This window comes from Candidatus Kuenenia sp. (assembly GCF_039794105.1).
Classification (GTDB): domain Bacteria; phylum Planctomycetota; class Brocadiia; order Brocadiales; family Brocadiaceae; genus Kuenenia.
The window spans coordinates 75,383-95,404 of sequence record NZ_JBDIWA010000009.1; the positions used below are offsets into that span (position 1 = coordinate 75,383).

General features: G+C 40.2%; 16 protein-coding genes. 11 read left to right on the top strand and 5 right to left on the bottom strand.

Translation table 11 applies throughout. The annotated features are described in order from the left end of the window. Window positions 1-274 precede the first annotated feature (274 nt). Entirely contained in the window at window positions 275-2,497 is a 2,223-nt protein-coding gene (greA, locus tag ABJL82_RS06945; protein WP_347274007.1) for a transcription elongation factor GreA, read from the bottom strand. A gap of 393 nt (window positions 2,498-2,890) precedes the next feature. Here greA and ABJL82_RS06950 point away from each other — a divergent pair, with 393 nt between their 5' ends. From ABJL82_RS06950 to ABJL82_RS06990, 9 genes are all read left to right on the top strand, one after another. After that, window positions 2,891-4,219: a glycerate kinase gene (locus ABJL82_RS06950; protein ID WP_347274008.1), complete on the top strand. Its 1,329-nt coding sequence runs from the start codon at window positions 2,891-2,893 to the stop codon at window positions 4,217-4,219. Window positions 4,220-4,894: 675 nt separating this feature from the next. Further along, window positions 4,895-5,824 (top strand): hypothetical protein, encoded by a 930-nt coding sequence (locus ABJL82_RS06955; protein WP_347274009.1) that lies wholly within the window; start codon window positions 4,895-4,897, stop codon window positions 5,822-5,824. Between the two features lie 270 nt (window positions 5,825-6,094). After that, complete coding sequence (locus tag ABJL82_RS06960) at window positions 6,095-7,432, top strand: ammonium transporter (RefSeq protein WP_347274010.1); 1,338 nt, start codon at window positions 6,095-6,097, stop codon at window positions 7,430-7,432. Window positions 7,433-7,517: 85 nt separating this feature from the next. Continuing rightward, complete coding sequence (locus tag ABJL82_RS06965; RefSeq protein WP_347274011.1) at window positions 7,518-7,856, top strand: P-II family nitrogen regulator; 339 nt, start codon at window positions 7,518-7,520, stop codon at window positions 7,854-7,856. Window positions 7,857-8,288: 432 nt separating this feature from the next. Further along, window positions 8,289-9,938: an ATP-binding protein gene (locus tag ABJL82_RS06970; protein ID WP_347274012.1), complete on the top strand. Its 1,650-nt coding sequence runs from the start codon at window positions 8,289-8,291 to the stop codon at window positions 9,936-9,938. Between the two features lie 30 nt (window positions 9,939-9,968). Next, window positions 9,969-10,325, top strand: a complete 357-nt coding sequence (locus ABJL82_RS06975) for a response regulator (protein ID WP_347274013.1) — start codon at window positions 9,969-9,971, stop codon at window positions 10,323-10,325. Between the two features lie 154 nt (window positions 10,326-10,479). Then, window positions 10,480-11,847 carry a trypsin-like peptidase domain-containing protein gene (locus tag ABJL82_RS06980; protein WP_347274027.1) on the top strand — a complete coding sequence of 456 codons (1,368 nt, stop codon included), beginning with the start codon at window positions 10,480-10,482 and terminating at the stop codon, window positions 11,845-11,847. Beyond that, complete coding sequence (locus ABJL82_RS06985; RefSeq protein ID WP_347274014.1) at window positions 11,844-12,536, top strand: Reeler domain-containing protein; 693 nt, start codon at window positions 11,844-11,846, stop codon at window positions 12,534-12,536. The genes ABJL82_RS06980 and ABJL82_RS06985 overlap by 4 nt, the downstream gene beginning before the upstream one ends. 58 nt (window positions 12,537-12,594) lie before the next feature. Further along, a complete protein-coding gene (locus tag ABJL82_RS06990; protein ID WP_347274015.1) occupies window positions 12,595-13,101 on the top strand; it encodes a hypothetical protein in 507 nt (168 codons plus the stop codon). Window positions 13,102-13,263: 162 nt separating this feature from the next. Here the strand turns inward: ABJL82_RS06990 and ABJL82_RS06995 are convergent, their stop codons facing one another. Then, on the bottom strand, window positions 13,264-14,025 hold the full coding sequence (locus tag ABJL82_RS06995) for a hypothetical protein (protein WP_347274016.1): 762 nt from the start codon (window positions 14,023-14,025) through the stop codon (window positions 13,264-13,266). 1,042 nt (window positions 14,026-15,067) lie between these two features. On the opposite strand from ABJL82_RS06995, the gene ABJL82_RS07000 reads away from it, so the two are divergent. Next, complete coding sequence (locus ABJL82_RS07000; protein ID WP_347274017.1) at window positions 15,068-15,451, top strand: hypothetical protein; 384 nt, start codon at window positions 15,068-15,070, stop codon at window positions 15,449-15,451. A 105-nt stretch (window positions 15,452-15,556) separates the two neighbouring features. Here the strand turns inward: ABJL82_RS07000 and ABJL82_RS07005 are convergent, their stop codons facing one another. The 3 genes from ABJL82_RS07005 to ABJL82_RS07015 form a co-directional block, all read right to left on the bottom strand. After that, window positions 15,557-15,922, bottom strand: a complete 366-nt coding sequence (locus ABJL82_RS07005) for a hypothetical protein (RefSeq protein WP_347274018.1) — start codon at window positions 15,920-15,922, stop codon at window positions 15,557-15,559. Between the two features lie 241 nt (window positions 15,923-16,163). Next, the gene (locus tag ABJL82_RS07010) at window positions 16,164-16,406 is read right to left on the bottom strand and encodes a hypothetical protein (protein ID WP_347274019.1); all 243 of its coding nucleotides are present in this window, start codon (window positions 16,404-16,406) and stop codon (window positions 16,164-16,166) included. 891 nt (window positions 16,407-17,297) lie between these two features. Beyond that, complete coding sequence (locus ABJL82_RS07015; protein ID WP_347274020.1) at window positions 17,298-17,447, bottom strand: hypothetical protein; 150 nt, start codon at window positions 17,445-17,447, stop codon at window positions 17,298-17,300. Window positions 17,448-18,158: 711 nt separating this feature from the next. Between ABJL82_RS07015 and ABJL82_RS07020 the strand changes: the two genes are divergently transcribed. Next, window positions 18,159-19,991 carry an adenylate/guanylate cyclase domain-containing protein gene (locus ABJL82_RS07020; RefSeq protein WP_347274021.1) on the top strand — a complete coding sequence of 611 codons (1,833 nt, stop codon included), beginning with the start codon at window positions 18,159-18,161 and terminating at the stop codon, window positions 19,989-19,991. Window positions 19,992-20,022 lie beyond the last annotated feature (31 nt).

The following is a 20,022-nucleotide window of genomic DNA, read 5'->3' on the forward strand; positions in this document are numbered from 1 at the left end:
TAATGCAAGTTTGTGGCATATGCAACAAAGTTATCGTGATTTTAAGCATGGCGGTTGCTTCTTTCTGCATTTGTTAACGAACCAATTACGCATGCGTTATACATGACTCCCTGATCTGAACACTCAATTCTTTTACATTGCGTTCTTTATTGTATCCGTTGTAAAGTATTCACAATAAAGACCGAATTTTTAGAGGGGATTTAGAGGTGTGTTTTGATACTATGTGGGCAAACACCGCCATTATTGGAATTTTTCAAAAACTAAAGTTTTGCCCTTATAATGCCTTTTCTATTTTTATAATATCGCAAACTATCTCGTTTTCCGGAAGTTGGATAGTGACCGTCTCACCTGTTTTTTTATTCAATAAACCTTTTCCGATTGGCGACAGATAAGAGATAATATTTTTGTCAATATCAGCATCCCAAGGGCCTAGCAGTGTATACGTTTCCGTGGTTTCTTTGTCCTTGTTTTTAATAGTTACTTTTGTGCCTGGCGAGACGATATTCGTTTTTACAGTGTACGGCTCGATAAAAACTATCTTTTGTAAGTCCGCCTTCAATCGTTCCGCCTTTTCAATCAACTGTGCCTGTTTTTCACGCGCCGCCTGATATTCTGCGTTTTCTCTGAGATCACCGCGACTGATAGCCTCTCCGAGGTCACGCGCATTTTCAGCAAATTGAATATTCATAATGTGGTCGAGTTCCTTCTTCTGCTTTTCGTATCCCTGTTTTGTAACATAGATTTTATTTTCATCCAAGGTGAGTATTTCGGGTTTTTTAATCATCTCTGGAAAACGGTCGCGAATAACGCTTTCAATGGAAATTTTAAACCAATCTTCAATGCATTTACTGCCCGAAACTACATTATACATGCCGGCTGCATTGGATTCTGTCAAATGGTTTATGGCATAATCGGTTCCTTTTTCCTCTAACAGACCTTTGATTTTATTAAATATCGATCTGATATTTCCGTCACGTCCCTTTTGCATTTTAAAGTAAATATTATTTATCAGTTCTATTAGTTGAATGAAAAGTGTTCCTGAATTAATATTCGCATAAAGATCCGGAAAACGTCCGTAAAAATTGTTTTTGCAAAACCAGAAATAGTGTTCCGGGTATGCATTAAACTGTGAAAATATTTTTTGAGAAACATTATTTAATGCACCCTGCCTGTTCTCATTAATAAGCTCCTTAATGATAAACTCCCAAAGATGGCTACTTTGGTCAAAAAATATGCTGACAAATTCATCTTGCCAATGTTCCGGGTATATTTTTTTGATTCTGTTAAGAACGTGTTTTTTATACTCTAATATGCATATGTTACCGATTAGTTTTGATAGATTGTCGGAGTTTTTAATAACGGTTTCAATCATATCCTTGTAATTTGCAGGGCATTCGTTCAGCATAATTTGCACTTGTTCGGCAAGGAGAAGGCATTCAATAACGGCGGAAGGATGTGTGTCCTTTAATTTTTCAGCTTCTTGTGTAAAGAGTGACTTGATTTTCTGTAAGGTTTCTTTGCATTTTTCAGCATTCTTTCCCTCGGCTAGGTATTTTCGGGCAGATTCTATTTCTTTGTAAATTTCCCCGGATTGAGTGAGCGTATTAATAATTTCCTGATGCGTCGTCAATGGTTTTGTCCTGATTTCCAGAAGGGCAGTGGTTGGCGCGCCTTCGGTAAACTGGAGGTACGGGTCTTTTAGTATCAGTTTTTTCGCCTTTGTCCACCATTTGCTCCATGCTGATGGCGGTAAGAGTCCTGCCATGAGTTGTTCTTTTATATTGTTTAACGTAGCCTTGCCATGAAAATGTTTTAAGGCAAGCCTGATCAAACCCACAGGATCTTCATCAATCATTCTGTTCAAAATGTCTTTTTGGCAATACATCATTGCCCGCAAACTATCCTTTTCCAGTTTCTGTAAAATATCAGAAGCAATCTTTAGGGCAATTCCATGGTTGTTTTTCTTCTCAAAATCAATGTGAATCTTCTCTCCATCCGGATCAAAAGAAACCACTTTGCCAACTCCCCAACTCTTATGATATACGTAATCCCCTTGTTCAAACATAAAATACTTTTCCAGCATTTTGAGAGATGCGGCAATCTCCGGGGATGTTTCGATATTGGATTTACTAATGAATAGGCTTGCATAGGGTTTTTCTTTGTAGATATTGGCGTAACAAGCGGCAAATTTTGAGGCAAGTCCCTTTTCCTTTGGAAAATATTTCAATATATACTTCAAAACTTCCAATAGATCATGATACGCATTTTTCTCGCTGTAGTAAGATTCCAACATAATTAGAAAATCATGCGCAAACTTCTTTTCCCGTCTTGTAAGTAAATTGATAATATGCAGGAGCGGTTTTTTGTCGTCAATTTCCGATTCTACAATGCCTAGCCATTGCTCTTCAAGTTTATCGTATTGCTCTGTATTAACTAAATGTTCCAGCTCGGTATGCTCCATAACAGCATGATTTATCGTGGAAGGTTCATTGGACATTCTCGGTTCTCCTGGTTTACGGATTTTATTGTGAATACTCTACTTTAGGGCTTCGGCAACTTTGTTTGCGACCACACCACATGGCGGTGCGAGGCGTTTACTAATGTTGCGTCCCGGTAGAGCCTTATGTTTTCGGCGGCAAATGCTTCGCCCCTGCAGAAAAACAGCTATTCATTTACGGAAAAACGTATCCCCCATTTTTCGCAGGAATGATGCTTTAGTGCTTTTCGGGTGAAAGTACTATATATAATAATATTGACAATAGGCATTTAAATCAATATGTTATTTTTCCTGAAAGCAAAAATATCCGTTGATTGCCGGTAAAATGGTTTCATTAACAGGCATTAACACAGGGATATGTTTTGCAAAATGTATTTATTTGTGAAGACGATTATGAATACCTCCGAATCATTAAGAAAAGATGCGTTGCAAATTTATTTTGCGGGTTTACATGCTGTCGAAGCCGATGCCTGCATACGAAAATACATGGCGGTAAAGGAGAATAGTCTAACTATTGGAGGAAAAACGTACGATCTTGGCAAATATAATAATATTTATCTTACAGGGTTTGGAAAGGTGAGCGGGTTTATGGCTGCGGAGGTTGAAAAACTGCTGGGGGATAAAATAAAAAAGGGGTTGGTAAATGTTCGTTATGGTTATACTACACCATGCAAATACGTTAAACTTAACCCTGCAGGACATCCTATTCCAGACTCATCAGGCATTAATGGCACAAAAGAAATCGTCGATATTGCAAAAGAGGCAAATGAAGAAGACCTGGTGTTTTGTTTGATTTCAGGCGGCGGGTCGGCGCTGTTTGAATTGCCTTATGCAGGAATTTCCCTTGAAGAAATCAAGGAAATTACTGCTTCGTTATTGAAATGCGGCGCTACTATTGATGAAATGAATGCCATACGTAAACATCTTTCCATGGTAAAGGGGGGGCGTTTTGCAGGCTTGTGCAAGGCGGAGATGGTATCTGTTATATTGTCAGATGTAATAAATGATCCTTTAGAAACGATCGCTTCCGGAGCGACATCGCCGGACCCCAGTACTTTTCAGGACTGTGAGTGGATATTGAACAAGTACAATTTACATCATAAGATTCCAGTTTCCATACAGCAACACATTCAAAACGGGATCCACGGCTACATAGAAGAAACGCCGAAGCCCGGCGATAAAATATTTGACAGGGTAAGCAATATTATCATCGGCAATAATCGCACGGCGCTGGCTGCATCGAAGGAAAAAGGTGAACTACTGGGGTATAATACGGTTATTTTATCTTCCTGCATAAAAGGCGAGGCCAGGGAAATAGCAAAGGTTTTTGGAGCAATTGCACGGGAAATCCATGCTTCCGGCTGCCCTGTTGAGCGTCCTGCGTGTATTATCGCAGGCGGGGAGTCTACGGTAACAGTAAAAGGCGATGGTTTGGGCGGTAGGAGTCAGGAATTTTCCTTGTCTGCAGCAATAGAAATTGATGGATTGGCAGATACCGTAATATTAAGCGCGGGAACGGATGGCACGGATGGCAACACTGAAGCCGCTGGGGCAATGGTGGATGGCACTACCGGCATGAATGCAAAGAACAAAAAATTACATCCGGAAAAATATCTTCTTAATAACGATTCATTTTCTTTTTTCAAAGAGACAAATGAGATCATTGTTACGGGACCTACGAAAACAAATGTGATGGATATTATGCTGCTGCTGGTTAAATAGTGGTTGGCGCATCGGCGGAGCATTTGGTCGTTTGGGTATGAATGCATTTATGCCAATTTATAGCAAATGCTTTGCCCCCCTACTTTAAAAAAAACTACATTCTTACCCAATTATAACAATCATGGTTTAAATCAACCGTTTTCTGAAGCAACCAATGATATCAAAAACACCATCCACACAATCGATAAAAGCTGTACATTTCCTATTATTAAATAGTTATGAAATACTTTTCCCGACAAATATTTTTAGGCATGCTACGTGCGATTAGTTCTACTTATCTAAATTATTTATTATGAATACTTTACTCATAATTAATGTTTTTGGGATCTAATAATATACCGGGACCGGCTTAAAAATGTTTTAGTAAACCGTAATATCATTATTTTAATCGTAAAGCAGCATGTGTAGTCAAATAAATAAGATTTTAGAAAAGCAAGCGCTCATGCAGTGCTTAAAATTAAGAAATTTCGCAAGGACAAGGCTTTTCGAAAAAGGAAATTTTTTGGCTATAGCAAAAAGAGAATACATGGCATTTTTACCGGTCCCGGCCCAATGTAACCAAATTAGCCTTCAATGGTACGTTTTTTTATTTCAATGCCGTGAAAGATTTGGGGAGCTAACATAATGTGTTTTTATTCAGTTAAATTATATTGCATCTTTACGGCACTATTGTGTATGCCTTTTTTATTTCATTCCGAAGGCATCTGTCAAAACTTTGCGGTAAATGGAGAGTTGCAAAAAGAGGGGAAGGAAGGAAGCAGAAAAGACAGTATCATCCGAAAAGAGTCATTAATCATTAAGGACAAAAGGGTTTATATAAAGACGGTAATAGACCAGGGTTCTAAACATCTTACGGATCATAACCGATATAAAGAAATGCTGTATTTGCTGCCGAAAGAAATCGTCTTTGATGATATGAGCAATCGCATTTATTATTATACGGAAGGTACAGAAATCGAAGTTGGACAATCGAAGAATTTTTTAGGATTTATACCTTACATAGGATTGTCCGATGGGGTAAGAATTATAAGCTCCCCTACTGATGCGAAATTATTGATTTCGCTAAACAACAAAGCCTTTTCCAAATCGGTGATACATTCTGATGAAAGTATGGATAAAACATTGAGCAAAAAATGCGGGCAATGCCATCTTTTGGAATATATTTTTTCACACAAAGATTGGACGGAGGAAGACGTCCTGCACGCATTTAATCGGCTGCAAATGGAATCTGAAGAAAAATTCACAAAAGATGAGCTTGAAATAATAAATGTATTCAAAAAATACCAGCTTGGTGAAATTGACAGGGAGAAACTGAATGAGTTTCATTCCTTAAAAGACCTGGCGGAAAGTGATATTAAAACAGTCACAGAAAGCATTTATACGAACAATTGCATCCCATGTCATAGTCCGTCAAAATTGGATGACATTACATTGTTATATTCAAAGCAAAGGTGCAAAAGCATTGTCGAGAGAATGAGGGAAAAAGAACCTTCTCTTTTTTTGGATACCGACATGAACAGGCTGGCTGTTTATTTGTGGGAAATAAAGCTTAAACCTTGTGAAAATTATAGTCAAACAAACAAGGGTTTAGTCATTAGTCATTAGTCATTAGTCATTAGTCATTAGTCATTAGTCATTAGTCATTAGTCATTGGTCATTGGTCGGCTTGTAACAAATTTTTTAATCTGTGCAATCTGCGTAATCTGTGGCTCCCTTTTCGTATTTCATTTTTCGTATTTCGTAATAAGGAGGTGAAAAATGACGTAATCCAGTTAATCAGGTCTGTATTCCATGTTAGCATAACCAATCAGTTTTAGTTTGGGCGATGGGTAGTATTGCAGATAAGAATAAAACACATTTTAAAAGGAGATGGAAATGAGAAAAGGAGTGTACATCGGCCTCTCATCGGTTTTCTTATTATCGATGCTGGCGGTCTTCGCATCAAATGTGATGGCAGATGATGCGTCGAATATTGATAAAGGAGACCATGCGTGGATGTTAGTATCTACCGCTTTTGTATTAATCATGACGCCTGGCCTCGCCTTGTTCTACGGCGGCATGGTACGCGCAAAAAACATGGTAAATACCTTGTGGTTGAGCTTTATTTGCATGGGCATCGTTAGCGTGACGTGGGTGCTTTGGGGCTACAGTCTGAGTTTTGCTCCCGGATGTTGGTTTATTGGTGGTCTTCAGTGGTGTGGCCTAGGGGCAGGCCTGGTTGGACAGGCGCCGAGCGATCTTTACGCATCAACAATTCCTCATTTAACATTTATGATGTTTCAGGGCATGTTTGCGATTATCACCCCGGCATTGATGACAGGCGCATTTGCCGAGAGAATGAAATTTAATGCATGGCTTCTCCTGATGCTATTGTGGTGCGCCATCGTTTATCCCCCCTTAGCGCACTGGGTATGGTCATCAGAAGGCTGGCTTCTTGCCATAGATTCTCTGGATTTTGCCGGAGGGACGGTAGTTCATATTTGTTCCGGAGCCTCCGCACTTGCCGTAATTCTGTTTTTAGGGAAACGCAAAGGATATCCAAAACAAGTAAAACCACCGCATAATCTGCCTTTTGTTATGCTGGGTACCGGTTTACTGTGGTTTGGCTGGTTTGGTTTCAACGCCGGCAGCGCAGTAGCCGCCGACGGATTGGCCGCAAACGCATTTGTTGTCACCAACACTGCAGCAGCCGCAGCAGCAACAACATGGTCCCTCATAGAATGGGCATTCCACAAGAAACCTTCCATACTTGGCGCATGTTCCGGAGCGGTAGCCGGACTGGTTGCAATAACTCCGGCAGCAGGCTTTGTAGGGCCTATGGCCGCCATAGGTATAGGTGTTCCGGCTGCAATTTTATGCTACCTCGCCGTAGCAAAAATGAAGAAGGCTTTGGGTTATGATGACGCATTGGATGTTATTGGGGTACATGCCGTTGGCGGAACATGGGGAGCATTCGCAACCGGGCTTTTTGCCGATTCACTGGTAAATCCTGCGGCGCCAAACGGTTTATTTCATGGAAATCCTTCCCTGTTAGGAAAGCAAATTATAGGAATATTTGCCGCATGGGCATGGGCATTTTGCATTACCGGCCTTTTAACATGGTTTGTAAAATCAGTCGTGGGCTTGAGGCCGACAGAAGCCGAAGAAGACACCGGCATGGACCTTACACAACACAAAGAGGTTTCATATCACTATTATGAAGCACAGAGCTAATTTACTATTTGTACGGCACAAAGCGTACAAAATGATCAGATAAACAGGTATCTGGACATTTTTAATTGTTAAAGGAGAATCATGAATGAAGAAGATTGAGGCCATAATAAGACCGGAGAGACTCAGCATTGTTAAAGATTCACTGGAAGATTCTGGCTATCCTGGCATGACTGTCACCGACGTAAAAGGACATGGATCACAGAAAGGCATTACGGAACAATGGCGAGGCAGAACATACAGGGTGGATTTGCTGGCAAAGGTTAAAGTTGAAATTGTTGTTGCAGACCAGGATGTGGATAAGGTCGTAGATTGCATCAAAAAAGAGGCGCAAACGGGCAGTATCGGCGACGGGAAGATATTTATTTCCCCAATTGACGATATCCACCGTATACGTACCGGAGAGAGCGGCGAAGCGGCTATTTAGCAACGGCTAACATTTGATTTATTGCTTGTCGTAAAAAAACAGGTGTTGAATATCTAAAGATTCAACACCTGTTTTAATAGAGTCAAACAAATCGTAATAATTTGTAACAATTTAGTCTTTTGAAAAAGCAAAAACGCTCGTTCCCAAACTCCGGCTTCCGATGCAATTACGTTCCCAAGTAGCGGCAAGGCATGCCTTGCCGCTACTTGGGAACGAGAACGAACCAGACTGCCCTTCATCATAGAGCGAAGAACCTCTTCGCTCTACATTTATTCCCCATTATGTTAATGCCTGGACATATTTTCAAAAAATTAAAGTGTTATCTTATTTTTTATACCAGAAAATGCTTTGCTTCCCCTATAATCTAATGAATGTATTGGATGTTTCTTTCCAGGAAACTCAATAGAAATTACTGATTGTTTAAATCCCCTTATGTTTACTTACAACAAAGACACCTTTCTTAATATTAACAAAATCATCTTCTCCAGCCTTGATATTCGTGAAGTTTATCAGACGATGAGCAATGAACTGTCAAAAATAATTGATTTTGACAGATTAACCATCACCCTTATAACCGAAGATAATAATTTATACGAAGCATTTGTGGTGCAGTCAAAAACGCGTGAAGATACCTACATCAAAGAAGGCGATTTGTACCCCATGAAAGATAGCCTCATGGAAAAAGTAGTGCAATCCCGCAAACCCGTAATAGTGGACGATACCGCCAAAAGCCAATTTGCAACGGACGTCTTTTTGTTTAAGGAGGGCATTCGATCAAGACTTGGTTTTCCGCTTGTTTACAAAGGATGCATAATGAAACATCAAAAATTGTTTCACATCGATGAGAAAAAATATCCGATCGAATTCAAAGAACGCATAATAGGCAGCATAAATTTTGGCAGCAGGCAGAAGCAGCATTATTCGAAAAAGCATGTGGATTTTGTGTCAAAAATTGCACCGCAATTAGCCATGGCAATTGAAAATACACGGCTTTTCAACAGAATCAAGGATGCGGAAGAAAAATACAGAAATGTAGTCGAAAGTTCCCCTGACATTATTTTTGAATGCACAAGCGACGGCAAATTCTTTCTGATAAATCCTTCCGTAGAAAAAATACTGGGTTACTCCGTGCATTACTTCTACGATGCGGGCGGTTCCATACTTTCTCTATGCCACACTGATGACCAGGGGCAGGTGCTGCGTGAAATTCTTCAGTTATTGCATGGCGAAAAGGACTCTTTGATGGATTTTGAATTTCGCGTTGTCCACAAAAAAGGCAACATTGTGTGGCTGTCTTTGGAAGCAATCCCCATCAAACAAGATAATAAAATAATTGGCATTGAGGGGTTTTGCCGGGATATTACCGATAGGAAAAAACTGGATGAGTTAAAAAACAGTTTAATCCGTGACGTCACGCATGAACTAAAAACACCTGTTGCCAAAATGGAAATGGCAATTGACATGTATAGACGTTCTTTTGCAATAGAAAGTGAATCTGCAGGGGAAAAAGAACTACATCTTTACAATCTCCTTCAAAACAATGTGAGCCGTTTGAAAAACATTATCAGAAATGTGCTCGACATATCGAGGCTGGAATCGGGAGTAGAACGTTTAAATATATCCGATTTCACCTTCGTCGAATTGGTTGACCAGGTTATCCACGAATTAAACCCTATCGCTATACAAAAAGGCAATACAATAACACATCAAATACCTGCCACTATTATTTTGAAAGCCGACCGGGAAAAAATGTATTATTTACTTGTTAATCTGGTTGGAAACGCAATAAAATTTACCAGTCATGGCCGTATCGAGATATCGTTCATGATAACGCCCTACGGCTTTGAAGTGTCCGTAAAAGATACAGGAAAGGGGCTGAACGAAGAAGCAATTAAGCATGCGTTTGACAAATTTTATAAGGAAACCCCTTCCATACCAGGGTCCGGAATAGGCCTTGCAATAAGCAAAAACATTGTCGAATTACATAATGGCTGTATTTGGGCTGAGTCAGGAGGCAAAGGAAAAGGGGCAAAATTTACCTTCAGATTGCCCACATGCCATCTGATGAAACAATCAACTTAGTGGTTTATCGTTTTTAAAGGAAGGTACATTATGAAAGATTTATTAATTGTAGAAGACGATCCTGAAATGCAGGAATTTTACAGGGATATGTTGAAAGGCGAACAATTCTCGGTCACGTATGCTTCTGACGGGGAAGAAGGACTCAAAGAAATGAAGGGGAAAAAATATGATTTGGTAATACTGGATATTCTGATGGAAAATATTACCGGCGATAGGTTGTTTGCCTTGTTAAGGAAAGACAAACATTATAAAGAGGTGCCAGTGATCATGGCGTCTTCATTAGACAAACAAACATATCAATGCTTCCAGGCGTTGGGAAAGGTATCATTCCTGGAAAAACCATTCACAAAAGAAATGTTGATAACCGAGATAAACAAGTATTTATAGCAAAAAGCAACTATTCCCCGAAAAATCTAAAACAGTCCTCAGCCCTCAGTCGGCAATCCTCAATCTGCAATTTGCAATTTGCAATTTGCCGACTGTAGACTGTAGATTGTAGATTGCCGACTGCATAATGTACTAACGTGAAGGAGAAATTGCACTGAAAGCAGTATTCGTTCATTTATCAGGCAGCCGTCGTGGAAAAACAGAAGTATTTTCTTCCGATAAAATAACTATTGGCGCCGATGCATCAAATGAAATTGCCTTTGATGCAAAAAAAGATACGAACATCTCCGCTTTTCATGCTGAAATACTACGGAAGGAATGTGGGTATCTATTAATCGACAAAGGAAGCTTAAAAGGCACGCTGGTTAATCATAGAGTAATTAGCGAAATGGCGCTTAAAGACGGTGATTTAATAGAATTTGGAGCAGGCGGGCCAACGGTAAGATTCCGTATAAAAATAGATGAAGACGATATTTGCAAACCTTGGTCTGAAATATTGGAAGACTCTTTAGGGGTTGCTCTTACCTCGAAGAAGGGGCGTTTCGACACCGCAACGGGATTTTTTAAACAACTTTTATGGGAGGTCTACACCCAAACCTCGCACCATATCAAATTGCGTATTCTTTTAACACTGGTTGTCTTTTCCGGCATTGTGATCGCATATTTTTTTGTTCAAAATATCAAACTAACACAAACCGTAGAAAAGGTGAAAATGCTCGAACTCGAAAGGTCTATTGCAGAAAACATAATAAAAAAGTATACTAACGGCGTTTGCCTTATCCAGGGAGCCTTCTCCTATTATGACGAAGAAACGGGAGATCCGCTTTTTATGATGGGAAGAAGGTCCGGAATAAATGAATACACCGGCACCGGTTTTTTAGTGAGCGCCGAAGGCTTGATCATAACCAATCGTCATATTGCCGAACCCTGGTGGGAACTTGATGCTTTCCCTGAATCACAGTTAGACCCGAGGGTGAAACCTAAGTTTGTAGTATTCAGGGCATTTTTCCCTGGCATCAAAGAACCGTTCCCCCTGACGGTGGAAAAGGTTTCAGATGAAGTGGATGTAGCATTGCTTCGCATAGATACCGGTGGCATAAATATTCCGGTACATGAATTAGATACAACAGATAAGGGGGCCGTTGTGGGAGAACCAATATTATTGCTGGGATATCCTGCAGGAATAAAGGCCATTTTTGCAAAGATGGATCCGGAACTGGTAAGACAATTTATTCACATCCCTTTTATTCAGTTAGTTCAGGAACTTTCCAATTTCGGCTTTATAAAACCACTTGCCACTCAAGGCCATTTAAGTGATATTATGGAGAACAAGCTGGTATATGATGCGCAAACAACGGTTGGCGGAAGCGGCGGTCCTATATTTAATAAAAAAGGGCAGGTTATAGGCATTAATTATGGTATCTTTCCGGGATTCAGAGGGTCCAATTTTGGCGTTCCAATACGTTATGGATTATCTCTTCTCAAAGAAGTTTCCAAAAGTGTTAAGGATAAAAAAAAATGAAGCAGTTTTCTTTTTCTTTGTATAAAAAAACAGGTATTTCAGGATTTCTTATCTTTTTACGCATGGCGAATTATGCCTTCATTATTTTTTTAATTTCCATATTCGTATTATTATCTCGGCATTCATTCGCCAATTCCGACGGGGCGCCTCTGGCAAACGTAGGCGCTGCAAAAACCAAAGACGGCTGGATTCTCTATCCTCCCGCCTTTTCTACATGCAACATTCTGGGATGCCATTACCAATATACTGTGGGTTCGGGGAAGGGCAAATTTATGTTATTTGTTTTAGATGAATGCGAACCGGGTGAAATTGTTGATATTCTGGTTTCGTTTAAAAAAACGGATACGTATTATCATGGTTTTCAAATTGCCGCGCAAGACAGGTATTTTAACCGATTAGTGGGCGCTTTTATTAACGTCGGAGACGACGACGATACCCAAGTGGAAGCGGGCGGCCTTTACGCAACCCATACGAAAAAAGGCTCAAACCAAAAATATTGGCATGTAAAATGGCAGGCGCCGCCCGAAGATTTCTGGGTCGCCAATCCCGTCAGATTCTTTGCTGTTGGATTGGAAGCCGACAATGACGGCACTGCCATGGGAGATTATGTGTACAGCGCAACAAGGAATATTATTGTTAGACCCAAAAAATTTCGCAATATGCAAATGCAACAATTAAGAAAGGAGTAATTTGTTGAAACGGAGATATTTTTCTGTGGTATTACCGTTATTGACTATGTTTTGCTTCATGCATACATTATATGCATCGCCGCTTGATTTTTCATGGATTGCGCCAAAGACATATGTGCATAATGAAGGGACAAAAGGGGAGTTGCTCTATATTGTCTGGTTTTATAACTTAAAGAATACTATGGAGAAAACAATCACGGCGCCCATAGACGTATTTCTGAAAACGGATACAGGAGAAGAATATGCCGACGCATATTATCCGGAACTTGTAGATTACATGAAAGAATTAGACGAGGATTTTTACGAAGGAAAGAAATATCAGTCTGCCGCAATTGCAAAAGGGGAATTAGCGCCGGATACAACAAAACATTGTATAGCTATGTTCGAGGATATAGCGCCGCAGACGAAACAAGTTGAAATATTTGTAACGGGCATATCGCATTTTTTCTCATGGCGCCGGAAGATGGTCGATTATTCTTATAAAATTACGTATAAAAAAGAAAGGAATCAATGGAAATTAATAGAACATGGCATGAGCAAGGAGTGGGTTGGGGTCACACCCTGAACACCATGCTGAAACTTACGGCAAATACTACCACATTGTTATAGTTACAAACTTTACCACGCATTTAAAAAATGCATTTAATGTGAAAATATCAGGCTCATTTATTGTTGGTCTTAGCACCTAAACCACTCCACCCTCTTGTTTCTTTTCCTTTTGCATATCTCACCACTCAAAACTCTGCACTACTATTACTCCATTCTCTTTTGCCTTCTTCATAAAACCCTTAGTTGCATAGTGCGTAATTAACAACCTCACTATTTCTATCTTTCCGTATTCATTTTCCACCGCACTTGCTTTTTCATCTAACTCCTCAAATACATCCCTTTCGGCCTTACAAAATATATTTATCTCGCCACCACCAATCTCTGCCCTGATAATCCTCTCCTTTACCGCTATTCCGTATTTTTCCTTCAATACAGCGGGCAGAGATCTATATGCCTCATTCTCAAAGGCATAACCCATGCTCTTTGATAACCCTCCAACCTCTCCCCTGGTCTCGTCTAATCCTTTTGAAAGTTTTTGTATTTCAATTTCCGTCCGCCTCTGTGCCTCCGCAAGCTCCTGCATAGCCCTGTCAAGCCTGCCAACTTCCTTCTGTGTTTCTCTCTGCGCCTCCGCAAGCTCCCCTACCTTGATTTCCGTCCTCTTCTGCGCCTCCGCAAGCTCCAGCATTGCTTTGTCAAGCCTGCCAACTTCCTTCTGTGTTTCTCTCTGCGCCTCCGTAAGCTCCTCTACCTTGACTTCCGTCCTCTTCTGCACATCAACGAGATCTTTAACAATATCTTTTAATCCATCGAAGTCCTTCTTGGTTACTGTATTCAGAAGCTCTTCATACATTGCCCCTATTACCTCGGCAAGTTTCTTTGCAGATTGCTCACCCATGGTCTCACTGAGTTCATGGTATATTTTCAATGTATTAATCATAAAATTCCTTTCCTTAAAAGTTGCTACGTAGTATCTGCACGAAAACTTTACAATCCGTCATTTCGATCAGAGCGAGAAATCTTTCGGATATTGATATTACTGGACTTATAGATTTCTCCATTAATTCGTAAAATTTTAATTTTTAAAAAAAATCTGCCTATAGGGGATATGATTTGTAGTGGCAATGCGCGCCTTGCCACTACAAGAAAAATGTTTTATCCCTGTTATATAAAAGGTACACGTGAATATCTTTTTCGAAAAACTAAACTAATCTGTGCAATCTGGAGATATTATTTATCTGCCTTCAAAATATTTCTTTCATTTCAATTTTTAAATCTTTTAGCAAAGGAGATTCAAGGACACTTTCGTTCCTGTTTTTTGTCAAAATATTTAATAGCAAAATCCGAAACAAATAAGGCTGCGCTAGGTAATCAGTGGTTCCCCTTTATTATTTCATATCTCGTGTTTGTTTGGTCCGGGCTATGCCAGCTTAAGGTTAACAAAATCTCCTTATTTATCGCCATGTAATTTGAAACTAACAAAAACACTTATATGAAAGCAATAATAAAAAAATGAATTTTGTCCGCAGATCAAGACTCAAATTTGTACATTGACTTGCGATGAACCGAAATGATTCCAGGTCGTCTTCCTCATGAATAAACACAGGAAGCCTTCCATGAAAATAATATATCCTGCTACCTATTTTCTCAAAACCTACCTGATTATTTATCAGTTTGCAGTCAGGGGAAAATAGGGGTAATACTAACTGTGGCATAATTACCATCCCTTTCTCCGAAAAAAGGGATCATATCATTTTCCACCCACATATGACAATGCCTTCTATATATATATCTACACAATTCAATAACTTACACACTTTTTTACCAAAAAAGGCGCTTCCTGCACCACCCCGCAAACGAAACTCCACGTCATCGGCACGGTGACGGCCACCGGGTTTGTGGGTGACGGTTCGCAGTTGACGGGGATAACGGTTGCCGTGGGAACAAATTCCGTTTCGAGCTCATAGATTACCGATGGTTAGGTGTACAGCGCAGATATTGCCGATAACACAATCACGGCAAGCGACCTTGCGACAAATATTGATTTTATCACTACCGGTACGATGTCAGTGGCAGGCGGGAATTTTGTGGTGGATAACGCCGGTTCGATGACAGCATCGGTAATTACTACAGCCGGTACATTGACGGCTTCGGATAATCTGAATATTGATTCAGGGGCGTTATTTGTGGATTCGATAAATAACAGCGTGGGGATTGGGACGACTACGCCACAGTCAGCATTGTCTGTAATTAATGATGCAGTATTTTTGAGTAAAGTTAGTGTTGAAACAACTACATCCTTGTACGAATTACACGTGTTAGAATTTACGATTTTGGGATTTTTTTTTAATCTGTGCAATCTGTGAAATCTGTGGTTACTCTTTGTTCTCCGTGTGATCGTCCAACTGAGCTCACGACGAAGTCGGTGGTTATTCTTTTTAAGCAGGTAAATATATTATGAATTACATTTTTTATTTTTTCAGGAAGGCAATGAGGATACCGGTAATGGTAATTACTTGTCCCATCCAAAAGATAAACATCCATTTTATGAGGTCTGCCCTGGCATTAGCAATATCCGTCTTTAATTCTGACCGGACTTGTTCGAGGCGCTTGTCGACCTTGCCAACATCGTCTTTCAGTTCGGATCTAAGACTGTTTATATCGTCTTTCAGTTCGGACTTGGCCTGCTCCACTTTTTTCTCGAAACGTTCTTCGGCTACCTGGAGTACGTGCATCTCGCTCCGGTCTTCGACCTTGTCCAGAACTTCAACCAAGGCTTCGGCGCCTTCTTCGGTAAGTTTTTCCCTGAGTATTTTAGGAATGGTGATAATCGCCATGAAAAAAAGGTATCATATTTATAAAAAACCGTCAATGAAATTGTTTATGCAGAAAGATGTAGGGGGTTCAAAATCTTGAACCCCGACAACCCCTACATAAAAAAGGGTACATATACTATGCATAACAAACTAAGAAAAAATATATTTCTGATGCTTCTGCTGATTATCGGCACAGTCTGCTCTCCTGTTGCCTATTCCGCAGATATCTTCATACCCGCGGAATACATACTTGAGATTCAGCTTATTGATGGGTTCTCCCCATCCATTCACCCGACGCACTTTCTTGTCGTAATGACTCCAATGAATCTTCCCACAACACCCGCATACCGTTTTTTTTGTGTCCGCTTAAGTCTAATAACACGTGCCTTCGAGTCTCCAAATATCCCCTTAATTTCTGCTCTCGGACTAAACCCAGGGAACCGATATTCGTCCAGCAGTCGTCTCTTTTTTTCCATTCAATTATCATACGGTTTTTTTTGATCATATAAAACTTCTTTTTCCCCTTATTTTATGCTATGTTGCAGTCAATTCATGGCTCATTTTTACCCACTCATTTGCCTGAAGAGCCGCAAAACTTAAACTGAAGGCAAATAAGGAAAAAGACGGTAAATATAAAGATGAAAAGTAAAAAATAGGTGGTCATTGGGGATTTGGGGATTTTTTTTTAATCTGTAATACTATCCATCAACTTCTTGTTTTTTTATGCTCGTTTTTCAAAATACATAACCGTAAGGCATTGATTAGTAGAGACGCACGGCCGTGCGTCTCTACAAATTTGGAGCATTGCGTTTTTTGTCATTTGAATTTGTTTCATATTTCGATGTTCGTATTTCGAATTTGGTTGCAGCCAAAGGCTGCGCTATGTGATACACGTTACATACACATAATAATTGTGATATTATTATACGTGTCTTGTTTTGTAACAGTTTAATCTTTTTAAAAAAATCCGCTTGTAAGGGGTATGATTTGCAGTGGCAAGGCGTGCCTCGCGATTACAAGGAAAAATGTCTTATTCATGGCGACAGTTCAGCCCACCGCAGAGAACGCCACAACTTCGCCGTGAGCTAAGTCGAACGATCGCAGGGGATGCGATAGAGGATGAACAAAAAAATTATGCAAAATTTCCTTTCCGGCGGGTTCAGGTTTGCAACCCAATGGTTTAATCGGCGTTGTGAGTAACCGAAGGCACAATCGACAACATAAAACATGAGGTTCAGGTTACAAACCTGAACCCACAAACCAGAATATTAAATCGAATACAAAAAAATAAACGTAGATGTGGTCATTGGGAAATGGCGTGCCTTGAGGTATGGAATACCCGAGTGGTTGCAAATACCACCTCTGCTAGCCTAATTCCTCGTAGAGAAGTTTGTGTCTATGCGTATACAATGGAGTAATCCGTATGCGTAGAAAGATAGACTATTTCCAGTGAGGGGTATGACGGAGTTACGAGATACAGACGACCTTTCGGGGTGTATGAGTATGGCGTAGTACTCGTGCCAACCGCCCATTCCGGGCGAAGCATTGGCAAAAGTCCTTGTCGGAGATGTTTAAAGAGATTAGTTTAACACATCTCCGGGTAATGCGTTCAAACATACATCACGAAAGGAAAAGGGGTAATCCATATGACCGAGGGAAGACTTACATCTTGGGTGAAATATCCCTAACAACAAGGTATAAGGGAATCCGAAATCCGAGTTGTATGAGATGGTGATAGACTATATTTCTCTCTATGGTCTATCTTTGAAGTAGTCTGCATTGCTCATAATAGTTCCTGGTTGTATCAGGGATTAAGGGGGCATAACCGTAGTGGAGTTGATAAAATACATAAATTAAATACGCCCATACGCTTTAGCATAAATCCGACTAACATTGGATAGGATATGTGGTTTGTATCCAGGCCACGTATGGAAAACGATTGTGAAGTTTATATAAGTAATCAATCGATGGAAAATACGGAGAGATGCTTTGCATAGTATTAACGTCCATTCTCTGCTATAGAGCAACTCTTCGGGGTCGCTAACTACGGGAAAGCCGTATGGTTTAAAAAGGTATGTTGGTTTGGTAACAAATATACCTGGCGACGATTGGAGGCTGGAGGTTTTACCTCTAGCCTACCAACTGGGATTGGAGACTGGGGATTTTTTTTAATCTGCGTAATCTGTGAAATCTGTGGTTTATCTTTTTACGCTTTGGAATTAAAAATTGGAGACTGGAGAAAGGTGTATTAAATTCAGTGAAACATTATACCGGTATCATCATTATTGGCATGTTGTGCGGCGCTATTATGGCAGCCGTACAGTATAGTAATGTTCTTAAAAGTACTGAACGAAGGTGCTACGATTTCAGATTCCTTGTAAGAGGACATATTCCGGTGAACGACAAGATAATCATCATCGGTACGGATGAGAAGGCGCTTGATGAAATCAAAGATCCCTTTGTATTCTGGAATCCCTATTTTGCAAAAATCATAACAGCAGTTGCAGGCGGCGGCGCAAAGGCGATTGGGATAGATTTTTTGCAAACGATTTCCCTGAAAGACAAGGTTGCCGGAGAAGACCATGACGGCATAATGGCTGACGCATTAATGGAAGCGGAAAATGTTATTATGATTAATTTATTGCGCTGGGATAAGGATGTAAATGGATTGAAGGCACTAAACCCGCTGCCCCGGTATTTATATGCAGCGGACCCGGACAATATTGGTTTTTCGAATTTAACCATTGACCGCGACGGATGCGTGCGCAGGCAGATTCTGCTGATGAGTGATATAGAAAATAATTTGTATGCTTATATTGGGCTGAAAGTTATAGCAAAGGCGCTTAACAGTCACATAGAAAAGAAAGGGAATCACATCCTTGTAGGCGACTACTCAATTCCGGTAAATGAGTACAATGAAATGAGAATTAATTTTGCCGGGCCGAGCGGAACCATTCCGATGTTGTCCTTCTACGAGGTATGGGAAATGGCTTCTCAGGAAAACGAGGATTTCTTTAAGGAACACTTTCAGGATAAGATTGTATTGATAGGCCCCGGGAATATCTATAGTCAGGATTTCAAGCCAACTCCTTATTATCGTTCAAAACAGTATTCAGGCACCCCGCAAACATTGGGGGTGGAAATTATTGCAAATACCATCAATACGATTTTGCAGCGAAATTTCATTGTCCCGCAGGAAGAATGGCAAACGATGGCAATTATTGTATTTTTGGGGATACTGACAAGTTTCATAGCTTTTCAATTGCCGCCCGCTATCGGCGGATTTGCAGCCTTTGCTGTACTAAGTATTTTCGTTTTTATCAGCATCATGCTTTTTATTCATCATACCATTGTTTTACCGCTTATTTGCCCGGCAGGCAGCATCCCGCTTGCCTATACCGCAGTGTTTGCCTACCGTTACACCGTTGAAGACAAAGAAAAACGGATGGTGAAAAAAATATTCAAGCGATATGTAAGCAAAGAGGTGGTGGATGAAATCTTAAAATTCCCGGATGCGTTGAACCTTGGCGGAAACCGCGTGCACGCTACAATATTATTTGCGGATATTCGCGGGTTTACTTCCTTATCAGAAAACACCGACCCACAGCGTATTGTTTCTCTGTTGAATTCATATTTTTCCGTAATGGCCGATATTATCTTAAAGAATAAAGGGACTTTGGATAAATACATGGGAGACGGCATTCTTGCTTTTTTCGGGGCGCCGGTAAAAAGGGAAGATCATGCGGAACTGGCGGTGCGTTCGGCGATAGAAATGATTGCGGGACTTGATACATTAAACAAAGACCTTAACATATCGCCTCCGTTAAAAATCGGCATCGGCATTCATTCCGGCTATGCCATTGCCGGAAATATTGGTTCGGAACTTAAAATGGAATATACGATTGTCGGCGATGCCGTAAACACCGCATCCCGTATTGAAGGGGTCACGAAGGAATTAAACGCAAATATTCTTATAACAGAATCAACATTTTCTCAATTAAAAAATGACTTTAACTTCGACTTTATTCCGGAGAAGGAGGTTTTCCTTAGAGGAAAAATGAAACCTATTAAATTATATCGAATTGAATAAAATTCGCATTCTCTGTTGCGAATAACATCCT

What these genes read in the sequence shown, in the direction of transcription:
- greA (WP_347274007.1), bottom strand. Translation starts at nt 2,497, where the DNA reads ATGTCCAATGAACCTTCCACGATAAATCATGCTGTTATGGAGCATACC.
- ABJL82_RS06950 (WP_347274008.1), top strand. Translation starts at nt 2,891, where the DNA reads ATGAATACCTCCGAATCATTAAGAAAAGATGCGTTGCAAATTTATTTT.
- ABJL82_RS06955 (WP_347274009.1), top strand. Translation starts at nt 4,895, where the DNA reads ATGCCTTTTTTATTTCATTCCGAAGGCATCTGTCAAAACTTTGCGGTA.
- ABJL82_RS06960 (WP_347274010.1), top strand. Translation starts at nt 6,095, where the DNA reads ATGAGAAAAGGAGTGTACATCGGCCTCTCATCGGTTTTCTTATTATCG.
- ABJL82_RS06965 (WP_347274011.1), top strand. Translation starts at nt 7,518, where the DNA reads ATGAAGAAGATTGAGGCCATAATAAGACCGGAGAGACTCAGCATTGTT.
- ABJL82_RS06970 (WP_347274012.1), top strand. Translation starts at nt 8,289, where the DNA reads ATGTTTACTTACAACAAAGACACCTTTCTTAATATTAACAAAATCATC.
- ABJL82_RS06975 (WP_347274013.1), top strand. Translation starts at nt 9,969, where the DNA reads ATGAAAGATTTATTAATTGTAGAAGACGATCCTGAAATGCAGGAATTT.
- ABJL82_RS06985 (WP_347274014.1), top strand. Translation starts at nt 11,844, where the DNA reads ATGAAGCAGTTTTCTTTTTCTTTGTATAAAAAAACAGGTATTTCAGGA.
- ABJL82_RS06990 (WP_347274015.1), top strand. Translation starts at nt 12,595, where the DNA reads ATGCATACATTATATGCATCGCCGCTTGATTTTTCATGGATTGCGCCA.
- ABJL82_RS06995 (WP_347274016.1), bottom strand. Translation starts at nt 14,025, where the DNA reads ATGATTAATACATTGAAAATATACCATGAACTCAGTGAGACCATGGGT.
- ABJL82_RS07005 (WP_347274018.1), bottom strand. Translation starts at nt 15,922, where the DNA reads ATGGCGATTATCACCATTCCTAAAATACTCAGGGAAAAACTTACCGAA.
- ABJL82_RS07010 (WP_347274019.1), bottom strand. Translation starts at nt 16,406, where the DNA reads ATGATCAAAAAAAACCGTATGATAATTGAATGGAAAAAAAGAGACGAC.
- ABJL82_RS07015 (WP_347274020.1), bottom strand. Translation starts at nt 17,447, where the DNA reads ATGCTTCGCCCGGAATGGGCGGTTGGCACGAGTACTACGCCATACTCA.